Annotated in this window: 15 protein-coding genes and 1 tRNA gene; 7 read left to right on the plus strand and 9 right to left on the minus strand. The window is 62.8% G+C overall.

Annotated features, from left to right (window positions below):
* Positions 1 to 24 precede the first annotated feature (24 nt).
* The 3 genes from H5P28_RS08285 to H5P28_RS08295 are packed head-to-tail and all read left to right on the plus strand — an operon-like array spanning position 25 to position 5,036.
* Positions 25 to 540, plus strand: a complete 516-nt coding sequence (locus tag H5P28_RS08285; protein WP_185675239.1) for a hypothetical protein — start codon at positions 25 to 27, stop codon at positions 538 to 540.
* Positions 537 to 3,926: a transcription-repair coupling factor gene (gene mfd / locus H5P28_RS08290; RefSeq protein WP_185675240.1), complete on the plus strand. Its 3,390-nt coding sequence runs from the start codon at positions 537 to 539 to the stop codon at positions 3,924 to 3,926. The genes H5P28_RS08285 and mfd overlap by 4 nt, the downstream gene beginning before the upstream one ends.
* A gap of 42 nt (positions 3,927 to 3,968) precedes the next feature.
* Positions 3,969 to 5,036 carry a peptidylprolyl isomerase gene (locus H5P28_RS08295; RefSeq protein ID WP_185675241.1) on the plus strand — a complete coding sequence of 356 codons (1,068 nt, stop codon included), beginning with the start codon at positions 3,969 to 3,971 and terminating at the stop codon, positions 5,034 to 5,036.
* A gap of 313 nt (positions 5,037 to 5,349) precedes the next feature.
* Here H5P28_RS08295 and H5P28_RS08300 read toward each other — a convergent pair whose 3' ends face one another.
* Positions 5,350 to 5,766 (minus strand): nucleoside-diphosphate kinase, encoded by a 417-nt coding sequence (locus tag H5P28_RS08300; protein ID WP_185675242.1) that lies wholly within the window; start codon positions 5,764 to 5,766, stop codon positions 5,350 to 5,352.
* A 244-nt stretch (positions 5,767 to 6,010) separates the two neighbouring features.
* Between H5P28_RS08300 and H5P28_RS08305 the strand changes: the two genes are divergently transcribed.
* Positions 6,011 to 6,086: transfer RNA gene (locus tag H5P28_RS08305), tRNA-Ala, on the plus strand.
* A gap of 144 nt (positions 6,087 to 6,230) precedes the next feature.
* On the opposite strand, the gene H5P28_RS20105 is transcribed toward H5P28_RS08305, so the two are convergent.
* The 6 genes from H5P28_RS20105 to H5P28_RS08330 form a co-directional block, all read right to left on the minus strand.
* Positions 6,231 to 6,596: an IS66 family transposase gene (locus H5P28_RS20105; protein ID WP_425504448.1), complete on the minus strand. Its 366-nt coding sequence runs from the start codon at positions 6,594 to 6,596 to the stop codon at positions 6,231 to 6,233.
* Positions 6,597 to 6,612: 16 nt separating this feature from the next.
* A complete protein-coding gene (locus tag H5P28_RS19730) occupies positions 6,613 to 6,783 on the minus strand; it encodes a hypothetical protein (RefSeq protein WP_246455934.1) in 171 nt (56 codons plus the stop codon).
* A complete protein-coding gene (gene tnpA / locus H5P28_RS08315) occupies positions 6,777 to 7,046 on the minus strand; it encodes an IS66 family insertion sequence element accessory protein TnpA (protein ID WP_185675244.1) in 270 nt (89 codons plus the stop codon). Before tnpA ends, H5P28_RS19730 begins: the two co-directional genes overlap by 7 nt.
* 35 nt (positions 7,047 to 7,081) lie before the next feature.
* Complete coding sequence (locus tag H5P28_RS08320; protein ID WP_185675245.1) at positions 7,082 to 9,079, minus strand: sodium:solute symporter family protein; 1,998 nt, start codon at positions 9,077 to 9,079, stop codon at positions 7,082 to 7,084.
* A gap of 134 nt (positions 9,080 to 9,213) precedes the next feature.
* Entirely contained in the window at positions 9,214 to 10,566 is a 1,353-nt protein-coding gene (locus tag H5P28_RS08325; protein WP_185675246.1) for an FAD-dependent oxidoreductase, read from the minus strand.
* A 424-nt stretch (positions 10,567 to 10,990) separates the two neighbouring features.
* Entirely contained in the window at positions 10,991 to 12,007 is a 1,017-nt protein-coding gene (locus tag H5P28_RS08330) for a helix-turn-helix domain-containing protein (protein ID WP_185675247.1), read from the minus strand.
* Positions 12,008 to 12,079: 72 nt separating this feature from the next.
* Between H5P28_RS08330 and H5P28_RS08335 the strand changes: the two genes are divergently transcribed.
* The 3 genes from H5P28_RS08335 to H5P28_RS08345 are packed head-to-tail and all read left to right on the plus strand — an operon-like array spanning position 12,080 to position 15,744.
* Positions 12,080 to 13,411 carry an FAD-dependent oxidoreductase gene (locus H5P28_RS08335; protein ID WP_185675248.1) on the plus strand — a complete coding sequence of 444 codons (1,332 nt, stop codon included), beginning with the start codon at positions 12,080 to 12,082 and terminating at the stop codon, positions 13,409 to 13,411.
* Positions 13,412 to 13,444: 33 nt separating this feature from the next.
* Positions 13,445 to 14,902, plus strand: a complete 1,458-nt coding sequence (locus tag H5P28_RS08340) for a sulfatase family protein (protein ID WP_185675249.1) — start codon at positions 13,445 to 13,447, stop codon at positions 14,900 to 14,902.
* Positions 14,896 to 15,744 carry an alpha/beta hydrolase gene (locus tag H5P28_RS08345; protein ID WP_185675250.1) on the plus strand — a complete coding sequence of 283 codons (849 nt, stop codon included), beginning with the start codon at positions 14,896 to 14,898 and terminating at the stop codon, positions 15,742 to 15,744. Before H5P28_RS08340 ends, H5P28_RS08345 begins: the two co-directional genes overlap by 7 nt.
* Before the next feature lie 140 nt (positions 15,745 to 15,884).
* Here H5P28_RS08345 and H5P28_RS08350 read toward each other — a convergent pair whose 3' ends face one another.
* Together H5P28_RS08350 and H5P28_RS08355 are read right to left on the minus strand one after the other, a co-directional pair.
* Positions 15,885 to 16,934 (minus strand): SGNH/GDSL hydrolase family protein, encoded by a 1,050-nt coding sequence (locus H5P28_RS08350; RefSeq protein ID WP_185675251.1) that lies wholly within the window; start codon positions 16,932 to 16,934, stop codon positions 15,885 to 15,887.
* On the minus strand, positions 16,934 to 18,153 hold a 1,220-nt coding region (locus tag H5P28_RS08355; RefSeq protein ID WP_185675252.1), incomplete at its 5' end, for a hypothetical protein. The genes H5P28_RS08355 and H5P28_RS08350, both read right to left, overlap by 1 nt.

Below are 18,153 nucleotides of genomic sequence, written 5' to 3' on the forward strand. Positions count from 1 at the left end.
CTTAACGCTCCCATCACCAGCATCATGACCCACGCCCGCACATCCGTTTTTTGTTATAAAAAGCTGTCGCTGACCGCCGTAGCCCTCGCCTCTGCTAGCCTTTTCGCCACTCCCTCCGCGCACGCGAAGACCAGCTACAACATCCCTGTTTTCACCCAGCAACTCGTAATCGAGGGCGGGCCGGACAGGGTCGAGATCGCACCGGTCTTCGGGGACAAGGCCTGGGCCTTCACCGCCCGCTGGGACGACAACAACGCCAACAGCCTGAATATGCACGCCGCCGTGGCCGACATCGAGATGCCCGCTGCCGGTTCCTTAACGATCGCCAGTGGCTTCCCCGTGATTTTCGCCGCCGTGGATGGCGAGGAGGTCAAACTCTCCGGCGGCCAAACGCCGCCGTTCACCGCTGGTCAACACCGCGTGCTCATGGTCTTCGACACTGAGGGCAAGCACGCCTTCAGCCGGGAGTTCCCGCAAGCCCTACGGTTCACCGTCGAAGACCAGCCCGTCACCTGGCTGCCCGCTCCCGCCATTGAATGAAGCCCGTCTGCCTGCCCGATTCCCTTAAAACCCTGCTTGTCACCGGCGCGGCGGATGCCGCCGTGCCCGCGCTGACCGAGGAGTTGCTGGCCCGCGACCCGGTCCCCGTTACCGTCCTGCTCGCCCACGAATGGCGGGCGATTGAAAGCTGGATGGACGCGCTGGAGCTGTTTGCCAAGTGGAGCGGGCGCCCCGCACCCCGGCTGGAGCGCCTGCCCGACCTCGGAGGCCTGGAAGACGACGACCCGCGCGCCTTTGAACTGCGCTGCGACGTGATCGCCGCCCTCACCTCCCTGCGCGAAGCCGCCCCGCGCCAAAACCCGCTGGAGGAACCGGCCAGCCCCATCGTAATCGCGGCTACCCCCGCGGCGCTGCTCCAGGCCTGCCCCGACCCCAAGGCAATGGCCCGGGGCCAAATTAAGCTCCGGCCCGGCCAGCGCGTCTCTCTGACCGGCCTGGCCGAGCGGCTCGGCGCCGAGCTGGGCTACGACTCCGAAGCCATCTGCGAAACGCCGGGGCAGTTTTCCGTTCGCGGCGGATTGATCGACATTTACCCGCTCAACGCCACCGCCCCGCTGCGAATCGACTTCTTCGGGGACGAGATCGAGTCCATCCGCACCTTTGACCCGACCACCCAGCGCTCCGAGGAAACGGTGCCGAGCCTCGTCATCGCCTCGGCCCAGGCCGGACTCGACACGCACCGCAAGGGCACCTTGCTCGACTACCTGCCGGCCCGCGTCCGCTGGATACTGCGCCAGCCCGACAAGCTGGAGAGCGCCTTTGCCGACCTGTTCCAGATCCCGGAAAACATCGCCGCGCCCGCCCGCAGTTTCCAGACCGTGATCAAGCGCCGCGCCGGGCAGGACGACGAGTGGCTCGGCCTGACCGACGTGGAGGCCCGCCAGAACCTTTTTCCGGAAAGCACCCCCACCCGCGCCGTCGCCTCGGAGTCGCTGGAGGGCTACCGGACCTTTGCCGACACGGACAAGCTCGGCGTTGTCCGCCTGGAGGCCGGGAACACGTCCCGGGAAAAATTCCTTGCCCAAATCACCGACTGGCAGACCCAGGGCCACCGGGTGCATTTCGTTTGTCGCACCGAGGGCGAGGAAACCCGCCTGCGGGAAATTCTGGCCGAGTCGCCCACCGCGAAAAGGATCAAGGCCGACTTTTTACAAGGGAACCTGCCCGAAGGCTTCCGGCTGGCCGACGGCGAGGAAAAGCACGTCTATGCGACCGAATCCGAGATCGCGGGCCGCCAGCGGCTCTACGTCAGCCGCCGCCGCCGCAAGCTGCCCGAGCGCCAGCAGGTGGACCAGTTGCTGGACTTCTCGGAGCTGGCCAACGGCGACTACCTCGTGCACCTCCAGCACGGTGTCTGCATTTTCCGGGGCCTGCAACGGCTCAACACCGGGAGCAAGGAAGAGGAAGTCATCTCGCTGGAGTTTGACGAGGGGATCACCCTGCACGTGCGCCTGCACGAGAGCCACCTGCTCAGCCGCTATGTCGGCCTGACCAAGCGCTCTCCCAAACTTGGTCGCCTCGGCACTAACGCCTGGGACAAAACCCGCCGCGCCGCCGAACGCGCCACCCTCGACCTCGCCGCCCAATTACTCTCGCTCCAGGCCGAGCGCAATTCGCGGCCCGGCTACGCCTTTTCCTCCGACCAGCCCTGGCAGCACGCCTTTGAGGACGCCTTCCCTTTCCGCGAGACGCCCGATCAGCTCACCGCCATCGACCAGACCAAGGCCGACATGGAAAAGCCCTTGCCGATGGACCGCCTCATCTGCGGCGACGTCGGTTTCGGCAAAACCGAGGTGGCCCTGCGCGCCGCCATGAAGGCCGTGCTCGACGGCAAACAGGTCGCCGTCATGCTCCCGACCACGGTGCTGTGCCAGCAGATGTTCACCAACTTCAAGGAGCGCTTCGCCGACTACCCGATCGCGGTCGAAATGCTCAGCAGCTTCCGCACCGCCCGGCAACAGAGCGAAATCAAACGCCAGCTCAAGCAGGGCGACATCGACATCGTGGTCGGCACCCACAGCCTGCTCGGTAGTTCCGTAAAATTCCGCGACCTCGGACTGCTCGTGATCGACGAGGAGCACCGCTTCGGCGTGCGCCAGAAGGAGAAGCTCAAGATCATGCGGCACGACATCGACGTGCTCAGCATGAGCGCCACCCCCATCCCGCGCACCCTCTACTTCGCGCTGGTCGGAGCCCGCGAAATGAGCGTGATCGAGACGCCCCCACGCGACCGCCTGCCCATCCAGACCATTGTCAAAGCCTACGACCCCAAGCTGGTTCAGGAGGCCATCGAGTTCGAGGTCCGGCGCGGCGGCCAGGTCTTTTACCTCCACAACCGCGTCACCACCATCGACGTGGTGGCCCGCCGCCTGCAGGAGATGATGCCCGACCTGCGCATCGGCGTCGGCCACGGCCAGATGGAGCAAGGCGAACTGGAAAAGGTCATGACGCGCTTCGTGGCGGGCGAGTTCGACGTGCTCGTCTCCACCACCATTATCGAGTCCGGCCTCGATATCCCCAACTCCAACACCATCATCATCGAGGGGGCGGACCGCTTCGGGCTCTCGCAGCTTTACCAGCTCCGGGGGCGCGTCGGGCGCTTTAACCGCCAGGCCTACGCCTACCTCCTGCTCCACCGCCACACCCGTCTGCTCGACGTGGCCCGCAAGCGCCTCGGCGCGATCCGGCAGTTCAACCAGCTCGGGGCCGGGTTCCGCATCGCCATGCGCGACCTGGAGCTGCGCGGCGCGGGCAACATCCTCGGCGCCCAGCAGAGCGGCCACATCGCCGGGGTCGGGTTTGATTTATACTGCCAACTGCTGCGCCAGAGCGTGGCCCGGCTCAAGGGCGACAGCACCGCCGCCCTCATCCGCGCCAACGTACGGCTCGACTTCGTGCTCGTGGGCGAGTACCGCGACGGCGAGGACCCAGCCGAGACACCCGACCGCTTTCACGCGCTCAAGGCCGACGAGCTGGCCGATCAGCGCGGCGAAGTCGTCGAGGCCTTCATCCCCGTCAGCTACATCGGGGAGGCACGCCTGCGCATCGACTTCTACCGCCGCCTCGCCCTGGCTTCCAGCCTGGAGCAGATCTCCGAGGCCGCCGCCGAGATGAAGGACCGCTTCGGCCCCGTGCCCGCGAGCGTGGACTACCTGCTCAAAATGACGGAAATTCGCTGCCTGGCTGAACGAAAAGGCATCAGCCTCGTCGAAACAGAAGGGAACCGCCTCAAATGCCGCCTGGCGGGTTCGCGTGAACCGGCTTTTGTAAAAGTCGGTAACCGCTTTCCCCGCTTGACCGCGAAAAAACCGCTCCCTAAGTTGAACGAAATTAGAACATTTCTTAAAACCTGCCAGCTTACCTGACTGGCCTGTAACTTTCCCGGCACGATTGCCATTTCCCAACCGATGAAAATTTCCACCCTCACCCTTGGCGCCTGCCTCATGTTAACGGCGCTCGGGCTGCACGCGCAATTGATCGCCCCCCAAAAGAAGGAGTGGGACGTCCAGTTCACCAACGGCATCGCCGCTCAGGTCGAAGACAAGATCATCACCCTGGAGGAACTGCGTAAGGAGGTCACCCCGCTCATCCCGCAGATCCGGATGAATTCGCGTACGCGCACCGACTTCGATAAAAACATCGCCGTCGTCACCCGCGAAATCCTCCAGAACCTCGTGGACCGCATCCTCATCATCCGCGACTTCTACGACAAGGGTGCCCACATCCCCGACACTTACCTGCAAAAGGAGTTCGACGACTACATCACCAAGGAGTTCAACGGCGACCGCTCGGCCTTCCTTGAGTTCCTCCGCCTTCAGGGCAAGAGTGAGATGGACTTCCGCGACGAGTTGAAGGACGACATCATCGTCTCCTACATGCGCATGCAGTCCCTGCCATCGCAGACCGCCGTCAGCCCCCGCAAGATCGAGGAGTATTACCAGAAGAACAAGAGCCGCTACTTCGAGGAGGAAGGCGTCAACCTGGGCTTGATCATGCTCGTGCCCATCGCCGACGAAAACCCCGACCTGCTCAACCAGACCGCCAACGAGATCGTTCAGAAGCTCGAAGCGGGCGAGTCGTTCTCCGAACTGGCCAAGACCTACAGCCAGGACGACAAGCGGGACGAGGGCGGCGACTGGGGTTGGATCAGCCGCGACGACCTTATCCCGGCCCTGGCCGAACAGGCCTTCGCGCTTGAGGAGGGCCAGCACTCCCAGCCCATCGCGGTCGGCGACTACATTTACATCCTGGAGGTGAAGGAAAAACGCACCGCCGGGATCAAGGAGCTGGAAAAAGTCCGCGGCGAAATCGAACAGGAAATCACCGCGCAGCTCTCCCGCCAGGCCCAGCAACGCTGGATCGAACGCCTGCGCAAGAACGCCTATATCAAGTACTTCCTCAAGGAAGCCGGCGGCATGAAGAGCTCCCCCGGCACCATGCAGATGAAGCTCGGTGCCAACGAAAGCGACAGCTAAGCCGCACCTGTCCCCCCAGGCTTTTCGCCGCAATATTCGCGGGCTTACGCAGCCCGCACCCGCGGTGCGTGTCCGCACTCGACATTTTTGCTGCGCATCGTGTCAGCGATTACTGAAAACAGAGCCTCTGTTTTCAGTAATCGCTGAGCAAAGCATCAAAACTGGGCCAGCCAATGATGGTTTTGCCCTTTGTGGCAGGAAAGGCATGCAACGAAGGCACAAAAAACCGGCGTCGTTCACACTGACGCCGGTTGAAAAGAGATTTTGAAAAGGGACGCAAATCACGAGCAAAGCTGCTGCCGCCCGCAGGGTCTTATTCAAAAATCGGGTCGCCGCCAAAGAAGCGTTCGATTTCGGCTTCCGCCGCCTCGGGGCTGTCGGAGGCGTGGACGAGATTGAACATCTTGTCCGCACCCATATCGCCGCGGATGGTGCCAGCCGGGGCAGCTTTGGAGTCGGTCGGCCCGAGGATAGAACGCACACGGCTGATCGCTTCGGGTCCCTTCAGAATCATGGCGATCACGGGACGCGAGCTCATGAAGTTCTCAATTTCCGGGAAAAACGGCTTGTCCGCGATATGGGAGTAGTGCTCGCGCAGGACGGCCTGGTCCAGCTTCATCATTTTGCAGGCGACGATATCGAGATCCACCTTGGCGAAACGGTCCAGCACGATGCCCCAGAGCTTGCGCTCCATGCAGTCGGGTTTCAGAATAATCAGGGTCTTTTGCATAGTTTTACAATATGGCTATCCCGCCGTGTATGGGCAAAAGCAGGCCCCTTGACAAGCCCTTATGTCCTTTAAATACGCACCCTCGCCCAACTGTCACCGGAAGGAAACATTACTGGCGGATCAATAGACTCCGGCCAGGGCAGTCTCGTCGCGTAAATTTTCTGACTGAGTTCTTTAATATTCTTCGCAGGCTTTGCCTTGACCTTCGGCCCAACACTCCTCATACGTGTTCTCTTTCATTCGTGGGGCCGTAGCTCAGTTGGAAGAGCGCGTCGTTCGCAATGACGAGGTCGTCGGTTCGATCCCGATCGGCTCCACCATCACTTTTCGCCCTCCCTGCCCGGGAGGGCTTTTTTATGCCTTAATCGCAAGCGCCCATTGAGCATCCCTCTTGATTTCGATTGGTAATGTTCGGCATCTCTCGTTGGTTACCATTGGGGCTTCTCGCTGGTAACGATTGGGGTTTATGATGGTGACCATTTTGCTGGTGACAGAGCACTGATGTCGTCCTGATTGGTCATGTTTGGGAGGCGTGAGAGGACGTCGGGTTCGATGTTGTGGCGCTGGCAGAAGACGACGATGGAGTAGATGATGGCGGAGCGTTGGCCGGCCTCTGGGTGACCGATGAAGAATGTGGCCGAGACTTTTTCCTGGCGGTAAAGCGGCTGGTGCTGCACGTATTTGCTCAAAACGATCCAGGCCAACAGGCCCGCCGAGGCGTAGCTGCCGTTCATCAGCATCGTAAGCGCCGCCGGGGTGATCGCCAGCTTGCTCGAGTCGCTGCCGATCGGCCAGCTCAGCCGCCCCTGCTCGATGCGCTTGGCAAACACCCACACCCCTGTCCTGTCAAAGTACAGCAGTTTTAGGCGGTTGCGCGTCTTGTTCGAACAGCGCCCCGCCTTTGGGGTCTTCGCCCAAGTGATCCCGCGCCACCGCCCACAGCCCGTCACACTGCTTGCGCATGTCCGCCGGCTCCACCGCCGCGAAGACACGAAGCTGATGGGGCAGGCTCAGCATCGCAACGCCTTGACCAACGCCGCCAGCGACTGCGCATCGCCCCCGCGCAAGACCAGCCCGTCCGGCAAACACACCTCCTGCAAAGAGGCGGCACAGGTCGGCACCGTCACCTCATCGAAAAGAGGTTTAGACTCGCCGCCTCCACCTGCCTGACTGCGCTCGCGACGCTGCTTGAGCCAGTACACAAGCGTGTTATAGGCCACTCCCTCGCGCCGGGCAAAGCCCTTCCGCGTCAACCCGCTCCCATCGTAGCTCGCAAGCAAGCGATCACGGTAAGGTTAACGGAAGTGGCCTAAACTCAATCAGGATGCTTATCCCCTCCCGTCCGTGTGGCAACGGCCTCGTCGAGGTTCTGATGGCCGACCACGGTCCCGTCATCGAGTTCGTTTACGACTTGTGTTTTCAGATGCTGAAAGAGCCGAAAAATATCGCGCGTGCCGCCCCAGGTAAACCAAACCGCCGTAACCAGTGACATGACCACCGGGATGCCGATCCCGACCACGTGCCAGAACGTTTTCCAGGTCTCCACGGACCAGGGATCGAGCAGGTTCCAGGTGATCCCCACGGCGAAGATGGCGAACCAGATCACGCCCCACAGCAGCAGGCTCACGGCGATCCACTTGTCCCCACGGGTGAAGTTCTCGTCGATACCAACGGCGCGGGCCAGCAGGCCGCGGGGGCGATTGGGCGTGCTGGCACGGGTTTCGCCGACCTTTTCCCCCAGCTGCTCGTACGCCCCGCGGTGGAGCATCCGCTCCATATTGTAGTCCTCTTGGCACGTCAGCAGTGAGACCACCACATACACCCCGATGGCGATCAGGCTGGAGGAAAAGGAAATCTGCATCCCGTTGAGCGGAAAGTCCCCCTGGAGCACCGTGCGGGTAATGATCCCCCCCACACTCAGGGTCGACCCGGTGAGCAGGGCCGCCCAGGCGCCCGCCGTCGTTCCCTTTTTCCAGTAGAGCCCGCCGATGATGACGGCTCCGGCCCCGCCGACATAGATCGCCATCGTGATCGACCACCACATCACGATGAACTCCGTCTGCGGAAAGACCGCGCCGAAGATGAAGACAAACACCGCCACCGCCGCGATGGAGCGGCGCAACACCCGGATGTGCTGCTTCGGGCCGAAGGGCCGCTTGCGCAAAGGGACGAGCACATCCTGCACGAACAGACTCCCCCAGGAGTGCAGGTGGGTTGAGTCGCAGCCGAAGATGCCCATGATCAATATCGCGCAGAAGGCGCCCTTGACCCCGACGGGCAGCATGTGCGAAACTGCCAGCGGGATGCGCATCTGCGATTGCGACTGCTCTCCGGGGATGAGCGAGAGCTCGTGCATGACCTGCCGGGCCTGCTCGGCGAAGTCCGGGTGCAGCAGGTATGTCATCGCGCAGATGGCCAACAGGTACACCAGCGCCTGCTTCCCGTACTCGCGCCAGCGCCCCAGGATATTGCCCATGCGGTTCTCGTGCGGCGTCAGTCCGGCGGAGTTGTATGCGCTTTGGTTCTGCCAGGCCATCGTCCCGTACACGCTGGTAAAGGCTGCCATCAGGACGTACCAGAGGTTGAAGTCCTCCAGGCTCATCGAGTCGAAGGGGTTCAGCAGCGAGTGACCGGCGGGCCGGTCTGCCAGCACGTCCGTAATCTCCGACCAACTGAACATGTAAATCAGGCTGCCGATGATGAGCAGGTAGAGTACCTGCGAGAGCATGCCCTCGATACAGTCCGTCACCATGACCGTGATCTGTCCCCCGGCCAAGGTCAGAAACAATGTGATGGACAATAGCAACGCCATCACCAGCAGGTGCGTTCCGACCTCAAGCCCCATGAAAGGCATCACCGGCGGCAGTCCCACGTACGTCGTGATAAACCTTGCTCCGATCACCGGGATGATTCCGAAATTGATCAGCCCGGCAAAAAAGCCCAAAAAACCGGTAAAAACCCGGAAGCGCTTGCTATAACGGATTTCAAAAAACTGGGCCAGCGTCATCGCCCGCGTCTCGCGGTAGCGGTACACGACAAAGCCTGTCGTCGCCACCAGCAGGCCCACCGGGATGTTGATCCACTGCCACCAGGTCCAGGTAAAGCCCGCCCGGGCAATGACCTCGAAGCTCGCGGCGAAAACGACGGCCCCGGCCTGCATCTCACCCTTGGAGACAGCCAGCAGATAACGGCCCGCCACACGCCCGCCGGACATGAAGTCCGCCACACTGCGCATGTAACGTTGGGTAAAAATGCCAATCCCCAAAACAATCAACAAGGAGATGGTAACAAAAATCCAATCAATCGTGTGCATCGCTTACTTTCCATACCCCGGACGCGCCCCTGAACGGGAAATGCATCCAAGGTATTTAAATAATTTAAGTCATTTTATCTTATTAATATCATCCATGGCGACGAAATCGTCTCTGCGCCCGCAATGAGATCAAGCTAACAGGCTGCGACAGGGATATCTTCCAGCAAAACGCCGTCTGAGATCAGCGCACGCTGGAGCCGCTCGATCTCCACGCGGTTGAGGTCGCCGCCGTTCTCGAGACTGAGGGCCGCGGCGGTACCGACCCCCTGCCCCATCATCATGCAGTGCGTTTGGAGGCGCACCGAGGCATGCCCTTCGTGGGTAGAGGAGGCACAGCGTCCGGCCACGGCGAGGTTTTCAAAGCGGTCGTTCAGGCACATCCCAAAGGGGACGTGATAGCTCTTGCCAGCGGGCACATGGTGCGAGTGGTCGCCCTCGGACCAGGTCGTGTAGCCGGTGCCCTTGGGGTCGTGGATATCGATCATCCACACACCGTGGCCGATCGCGTCGGGCTGTTTCCGGGCACCGAGTACCATCTCGCGATCGAGGGTGGAGCGGCCCTGGATGCGGCGGCTCTCGCGCACACCCAGGCACGCCGCCGTCTGCTCAATCTGTGCGTGCGCATAGCCGGGGATGCACGCACGCCATCGCTCAAGGTAGCGCGGCAGAAAGGCCCGCGCACGCATCATCATGTGGGTGAGTTCCTCCTCGTCCACGGGGTTCCCAGCCGCCGGTGCGATGTTAAAGGGATAGTGGTTGCCCGCGTGCCCGGCGAGGTTGATCTCGAGCACCTTGTTGTTAAAAGGCGGGAAGCGCCCCTGCGCCGCCTCCAGCTCCATGTGCCGGACCTCACGCGCGATCCGAACCGGGTCGGCGCGGCGGTTCGCCTCCACGTCCACCCCCTCCAGCGTGAACATCAGCGTGGCCCCCTGCACACAGCCATCTTCCGGACGTCCATAGTGGTAAGGCACGCCGGCGTTGGCCGCGATGTCGCCGTCGCCGCTGGCATCGACAAAGACTTGCCCGAGCACGGCTCGCCGGCCGCGCTTGGTATCGACGAGCACGGCCTGTACGCGTCCTGCCTCGACCACGGTCTCCACCGGCATGACATTGCAGACGACACGCACCCCCGCTTCACGCAAGGCGGATTCAAAAACGAGCCGCATCACCTCGGGGTCAAACCAGTGGGTGTCCGGACGGTCGGGAAAATCTTCATAGCGGTGCACGCCCTCGCCCCCGCGCTCGATCATCTCCTGTACCAGTCCGAAGATGACCTGCCGGGTGCAGTCGCTGGTGTGCCAGATATTGACGAGCCCGTTCGTGGCCATGCCGCCGACCGTCGGCATCTTCTCCAGCAGGAGGACATCTGCGCCGTGGCGCGCCGCCGAGATGGCCGCAGTGATACCGGCGACGCCTCCGCCGCAGACAACGACATCGGCCTGCGTCCAAACCGGGACACGCGAGGCAGGGATATTCAGATGTTTCATAGGGACACTTTTCATGGATTCAGGGAGCGAGACCGCGGTTTCCGTCGTGCGTGGGCTGTTCCTGCACCGTCACTTCATCCCCCCTCAATGACCTCGCCACCCGAACCCCATGCGCAGCCGTCATGCTCGGACGGATACATCATAAAACGGTTCAGCGGTAATGGCACAGGGGTATCACGCGGAAATGAGGTTAAAGAACGCGACCGACGGCCGTTCACGCATCATAATCTTCCATCCTGCTCCGCTCTAGTCTGCACCCATCGGGCTTTTAGTCGGATTTCAACATCCATTGAGCATTTACCGGTATCCCCTCCCGGCAACGGGTGCGTCGCCCTGCGCCCCCGACACACGCGCATAGAGGGGCTCCCCGCGAGGCCTCCTCACCGTCCATGCTCAGTACAGCCCAGGCGACGACAAGGGGGGCCTAGAGGCTGTTGACGTGGCTCAGCAAGGGAGTGGAGAGGCTCAGGCTGACGGGCGGCTCTCCGGCCCGGCAGTGCTCGCGGAAGGCATTCGGGGTCATGCCGACGAAATGCCGAAAAACCTTGCCGAAGTGACTCTGGTCCTGAAACCCGACGAAATAGCAGATCTCTCCCACACTGAAACGGTCCATGATCAGGAGCTGAATGGCGTGGTCAATACGCACACGCTTGATGTACTCAGCCAGGCCGAAGCCGACGTTTTCCTTAAACGTCCGGCTGAGGTAGGTCGGGTGGCACTTGAGGCTCTGCGCGATCCCCTCCACCGAGAGCTCATCCTCGTAGTGCCGGTGCACATGGCGCATGGCCGACTGCACGAGCGGGGAGAAGGAATGGTGGTTGTTGAGAAACTGCGTGTTCATCTCCGTGCGGTAGCGCGACAGGGGCAGCCCGCTGGCCTTGACCGTACTGAGGGTGAAATCACAGACCAGTCGCAGTCTTTCCCGATAAACCGGCACACTCTCGGGCGTAATCTCCGGCAGGTGGTTAAGCTCGTGAAGGTAGGCGTCGGGAGAGAACTGCCGGCGCTGGCAATACTTCATAATCCGGCGGCGGGCCAGCTCACGGGTCCCCCGGAGCAGCACGGAGCCGTAGTAAAAGACGCCCATCAGCCGGTCGCAGAAAAACAGGGGCTCGACCATATCGGTGACGCCCAGGTGGCACTGGCCGACGAAGCCCTGCCCACGCTTACGCGCCAGCGTGTTGGTCAGGATTTTGTTCTTGATGCAGTCGGCGTGGCTTTGGCGCGTATGCCGGGCCTGATTGCAGAACGCGCAGTTATGCATCCGGAAGCGCGAGGTCAGGCGCAGTTCCGGGATGTCGAATGTGATCCCGGTGAGGTCCTCGAAATTAAGCCGGAGCACCCCGGCATCCTCGACGAGCACACAGAGCCGCTCCAGCAGGGACTCTCCCGCAGCCAACTTGGACTGGCGTTTATCGGTGGTATCTGAGGTCGGACTCACAGCAAGCAGAGACTAATAAGGGGAAATTTACAGACTATCTGAATCGGGGTGGCCGGTGTAAAGTCTAAAGGCATGCCGCAGCACAAGCAGAGCCTGAAGACTGACGTTCTCGTCGCCGGCGGAGGCTGTGCCGGCTTGGCCGCCGCCCTCGCCGCCGCCCGTAAAGGTTGCGACGTGATTTTGGTCGAGCGAGCGCCTTTCGCGGGGGGGATTGTCACCGCCGTGGGTCTGCCCTACCTCGACGGGCTTGTCGATCCGGACAGCGGCGCGATCGTCACGCGTGGCATCCCCGTGGAAATACTCAGCCGCATGGGGGGCTGCGCCCCCGACGCGCAACGGGCGACGGACATATCCCCCCGCTTACGCGAAGAGCACTCCCCAGCCGCCGTGCTGATCCCCAGCACCGAGCAGTTCAAGCGAGTGGCCGATGCCATGCTGACCGAATGTGGCCCGCGTCTGCGCATCCTCTACACCGGCACGGTCTGTGACGCAACCGTGCGCGAAGGCCGTATTGCCCGTGTATCCGTCGCCGCCAAGACTGGGCTGTATCCGATTGAGGCGCGGAGCTATATCGACGCCACGGGGGACGCCGACCTGGCCTGGCTCGCGGAGTGCGCGGTGGAAAAATCCACGCCGCTGATGCCAATGACCCTGCACTTTCGCATCGGCAACGTACACCCCCACCCCAGCATGAAAGCGCAGATGCAGACTGTCTGTGAGCAGGCGGCCCGGTCCGGGGAACTCAAGGCCTTTTACGGCCCGCACTTCGAGTGCCACTACGCCCCGGACGAGATCGACGTGCATGCCATTCGCATCAACGGCGATGCCAGCGATGCTTTTGACCTCAGCCGGGCCGAGATCGAAGGTCGCCGCGACAGTTGGCTCATGTTTGAGCGCTGGAAAAAAGACGTCCCCGGTTTCGAGGATGCGTACTTCGTCACCTCCGGTCCCTTCATCGGTGTGCGCGAAACCCGGCGCCTGCAAGGCCGCTACCGTCTGCACGAGGACGATATCCTCGGGCACACCGTTTTCGACGATGCCGTGGCGACGGGCACCTGGTACATGGACGTGCATCCAAACTCCGCCACCCCCGGCGATTTCCAGGACTACAAGCCCTACTGGCCGGGCCCCTACCAGATCCCCTACCGCAGCCTGCTTCCAATTGAAGTCAACAATCTTCTGGTCGCCGGGCGCTGCCACTCCGCCACCCGCCAGGCGGCGGCCTCCAGCCGTGTTACCGCCACCGCCATGTCCATGGGGCAAGCTGCCGGGCACGCCGCAGCCCTCGCCCAGAGTCGCCGCCAAGACGTCGGTGACCTGCACGGGGAGACCGTGGGTAACGCGCTTGCCGAGAACGGCGCGGGCATCTACATTCCGGAGCGCCGCCCCGCCGGCACCCGTTAGAAAACGACCAGCCAAGCCCGTCCGTTACCGCCTATGCGCCCCGACGCCCCGAACATCCTTTTCATCACCTGTGACCAACTGCGCAGGGACGCGCTCGGCTGCTACGGCAACCCGGTCATCCGCACGCCCAACATCGACCGCCTGGCGGCGCAGTCGATCCAGCTCGACGACATGCACGTGGCCTGCCCCGTCTGCGCGCCCAACCGCGCCAGTTGGGCTACCGGGCGCATGCCCTCGGCCCACGGGTTGAAAGCCAACGGCACGGTTCTGCCTCTGCACGAGTTGACCTTTATGGAGGTCCTGCGGCGCAACGGCTACCACACGGGCGCGGCGGGCAAACTCCACTTTCGCCCCCAGTGGAACTACCGCCCCGGCGACAAGGCTGGCGTGCTCAAAGCCGCCTCGGGCGAAGGTGCCGCCGATCCGCAGCCGCCCCTGTGGGAGCTGCCGTTCTACGGGCTGGAGAGCTGCATGCTCGTCGAGGATCATAACGCAGGCCCCTACGGCGAAATGCTCCGCGCCCACGGCTTCGACCCTTGGGAGGATCCGCACAGCTTCACCTACCCGCAGCACACCACCCGGCAGTCCCGTTACCCCGCTCACCTGAGCAAGACGAGCTGGATCACAGATCGCTCGCTGGAGTTTCTGGATCGGCAGGACGCAGTCCGTCCGTTTTTCCTGTGGACCTCGTACGTCCACCCGCATCATCCCTTCGTCGTGCCCGCGCCCTTTGACACGCTCTACGATCCGGCCGAGATGCCGCTGCCACAGTGGCGCCCGGGCATGGACGCGGACTTCCCCGAGCGCTACCGGCGTAAGTATCTCGCCGAAGGCGCCTCACACGAGGCCATCGGCATGCACAAGCTCAGCGACGAAGACTGGCAGCGCATCAAGGCCTACTATTACGGCATGATCAGCCACATCGATGAGCAGGTCGGCCGTTTGCTCGATTGGCTGAAGGAGCATGACCAACTCGAGCGCACCTTGGTCGTTTTCTCTTCCGACCATGGAGAGCTTTTGGGCGACTACCACCTGCTATTCAAGGCCACTCATCACGGCTGCGTCACCTCCGTGCCCTGCCTGTGGAAACTGCCCGGCGCGCCCGCCAGCAACCGCCGGCTTGAGGCCTTGGGCAGCTGCACCGACCTGATGCCGACCCTGCTCGACCTCGCGGGCATGGACATCCCGGAGGGCGTGCAGGGGCGCAGCCTGCGCCCGCTCTTCGCAGACGGCAGCGCGCCGACACGCGAGGAACTTCTGATCGAGGACCAGACCCACCTGCGCACCCTGCTGACCCGACGCTGGCGCTTCACCTGGCACGGCCACGGCGAGCGCGGAGAGCTATTCGACCGCCAGAGCGACCCCCACGAACTGCACAATCGCTGGGACGACCCGGAGCACGCAGCCACCCGCCGCGAGCTGACCGCCCGCCTCATGGACACCCTCATCGCCAATCTCGACCCCCTCCCGCCCAAGACCGCCTTATGCTGACCCGCTTACACGTCGCCTGCTTTTTCCTGGCCCTGCTCACACCTGCTTTCGAGCCTCTGTATGCTTCGAGCGAGGCCGATGAAGCCCGCATCCGCCACCATAGCTTCACCAGCCGGGCGCTGGACAAAAGCATGGCCTACACGGCCATCGTCCCGGAGGGCTATGACGAGAGCCGCGGCGATTGGCCCGTCCTCTTTTTCCTCCACGGACTGGGCCGTAACGAAAACAGCCTGACCGATGACCCCACCTGCCGCCAGTTACTGTTGAGGCAACCCTACGTGATCATCCTTCCGCGCGGTGAAGGTGGCTGGTACATCAACTCCCCTGTCAATCCCGCGGCTCGTTACGCCGACTACCTGGACGAGGTGTTTAAACGTACGGCGAAGGATTACCGCCTCTCCACCGATCCGGCCCGGCGCGGCATCGGCGGCTGGTCAGCGGGCGGCTACGGCAGTGTGCAGACCGTGCTGCGGCATCCGGGTGCATTCACCGCACTGGCCACGATCATCGGTGTGGTCGATTACCCGCGCGAAGACACGCCGGAAAATCCGCTCAAGTTCGCTGTCATCACCGGCGTGTTCGGGACAGACCCGGAGCTTTGGCAAGCATACAACCCTCTGCTTAGTGCGAAGGAGCTCCAGAACGTCGATGTGCTTGTCGTGATCGGCGACCGCGCCTTTGACCGGGAGATGAACGAGCGCTTTGTCGCCGAGCTGGAGGCCGCGGATGTTCCTGTGACGGTCGCCCACGTCCCCCCAGGGCACACCTTCGCCGCCATTGAGCAGGGGCTTCCCTACGTGCTGAACTTCATGCGCGCGCACATCACGGCGGATCGCAATTAGCAACTCATCCCCTTTCGCCTTAGAAATGAGAGGTTTACTTTTATCCACAGATGACACAGATGGGCACAGATTTTTCTGCGTAAAATAATCCGCGTTCATCCGTGGCTAAATAATCACCTCAAAGCAGAGAAGAAGGGGTATCACATCAAGCAGCCCGCCCCCCGTTCTGGGCTGAGCGCAGCCCCTTTCTGACCCAGGAGGGGGCCCAGCCGAACGGCCAGCCGCTCCGCGATCACCGCCTGCCCCAGGTCCGTGGGGTGCAGCAGGTCGGCCTTCAGCAACGACAGCTCGGGCAGTAGCTCTCGGCCCTCGATCAGCACGACGCCCTCAGCGTCAAACTCACGCGCGAGTCCGTGCAGACAGGCATTGTAGGCCAGCTCGCGACGCCCCAGCTCGGGCTCGGCACCGGGCAGGCAAGCACCGTTCGGCAGGATCGTGATCAGCACCACGGGCTTTCCCCTGCCCGCCGTCACGCATGTTTCAATAAACGCACGGCTGCGCCGGGCGAACTCGTCTGCGCCGAAGTGGCCGCGCATGTTGATGCCCAGTTCGAGCGTCAACAGGCCCCAGTGGCAGTTTTCGCAGAAGCACCGCGCCAGCGCAGGCTCGGCGAAGCATCCTCCGCTCAGCCCCTTGTTTTGTACATCGACAGCAAGCCGTCGCCCAGCCTGCGCCGGATAGCCGGCCAACGAGGAATGGGTGATGGACGATCCGTAGGCCAACCATTGCCAGGCAGGCTTTTCGGCGGCGACCGGGGGGCGAACCTCGCCCCCAAGACTGTCGAAATCATGCAGGACGATGCGGGCTCGCCCGAAGATCACGCGCCAGAGCGACGCGGCAAAAACGCGCCCGCTGATCTTCTCGGCCTCGCGCAGTTGCCCGACGCGTTCTTCCTCCACCAACTCCAACGTCTGAACCGTTCCCGCCCTCAACAGGCAGGAGCGGACGAAATAATCCCCCCGGTACAGATGGACCTCTGTGTCGGCCTCGAGCGACTGGAGGCGCAGGTGGACCCGAGCGTCATGGGCCACAAAACGCAGCTCACCGCCGGTGGCCTCTTCGGCGGCGGCCCGTCCGTTATCGGTCAGGTAATGGCGGACGGAAGCGGGCAGGCGCGGCAGCAACCAACCCCCGAAAGGCCAGGGCTCCGGAAAAAGATTATGAAACTCGCAACATCCGAAAAAGTCCATCAGCGCGTACGCGGCAGCTTCAGCAGCGCCGGCCCCTGGTCGATATGGATGCGGCTTTTGCCCGCGCCCTCGGTCACCGGCAGCCTCGCCCCGGAGAAGAGTTCACGCGCCTGGGAATAGCTGCCATCAAGCTCGACCGTGACATCGCTCGACCACGGATCGACAAAGACGTAGAGAAACTCTTCCGACTCGCGCAGCGCAGCCTGGCGCGGGCTCAACTCGCCCTCTGCCGACAGATAGCGCACACGCGGCGCATCCGCGGCGGCAAGTTTTTCTCCAATATCCTTGAGCGCAGGCGAGAGTGCTAACGCGGCCCAGTTAAAGGGCCAGGCGGCCGACTTCACCGTCATCCCCTTGCGCAGGACGCGCAGGGCCTCGGCATCGAAACGCTGTACATGCGGGTTGTTCTTCAGCCAAGCCAAGTCCGCCTGCGAACGCGTCCGCCCATAGCGGTCGTAGCGGGCAAAGTCCGGCGGCACGAGCAGGGTTCCTCCGCGCTGGACAAAGTCCTTGGCCGAGGCCAACGCACGATCATCCACGGCCACGACACCGGGCGCAAAGAGCACCTGAACCTGCGCCGGGACGCCCTCACGCAGCTGGCGGTCGGCATAGACATCGTAGAGCCGCTGCAGGCGCGTCAGCGCGGCCACCCCGACCTGCACCTCCTGCAGGTACGACTCGGGCGAGCCGCTGAGCGCATCGTTGAGGTAGAGCGTGTCGAGCGAGTACCACAAGGCCACCCCGTCGCTGACCGGGGACGACGCGTGCTGGAGGTCCTCGTCATCCATCGCACGGATGACCTCAAAGATCTTTTCCGAGCCGCGGGCGGGCACATCATGCACATCGCCGAAAAGCCAGAAGGATGTGCCGCTGGCCCCGAAGGCGAAACAATACATGGCCACAAATTGACCGGCCTGCGGGTCCAAATAGTTCGTCTCGTGGATAAAGAATTCGCGCCCGTTGGCCGCCCCGCGCAGGATGCCCATGTACGCCTGGAGGAAGTCGAGCACGTAGAAGTCGATCCCGAGCGCGTCGAGACCATCGGAGGTCGTCCAGGCGAACAGGCCCGTGTCGGCGGCGTTGAAAAGGTAATTGTTGATACAGTGGCCGACCACGGCGTTGGTCGTGACGGGCGCTTGCACACCGCCAGCCTTGAGGGCGCGCATGTTCTCGACGAGGAAGTCATTCACGGTCCAGGCCCAGAACTCGGCCCAGTCGG

It is taken from the genome of Ruficoccus amylovorans (assembly GCF_014230085.1).
In the GTDB taxonomy this organism is placed as follows: Bacteria; Verrucomicrobiota; Verrucomicrobiia; order Opitutales; family Cerasicoccaceae; genus Ruficoccus; species Ruficoccus amylovorans.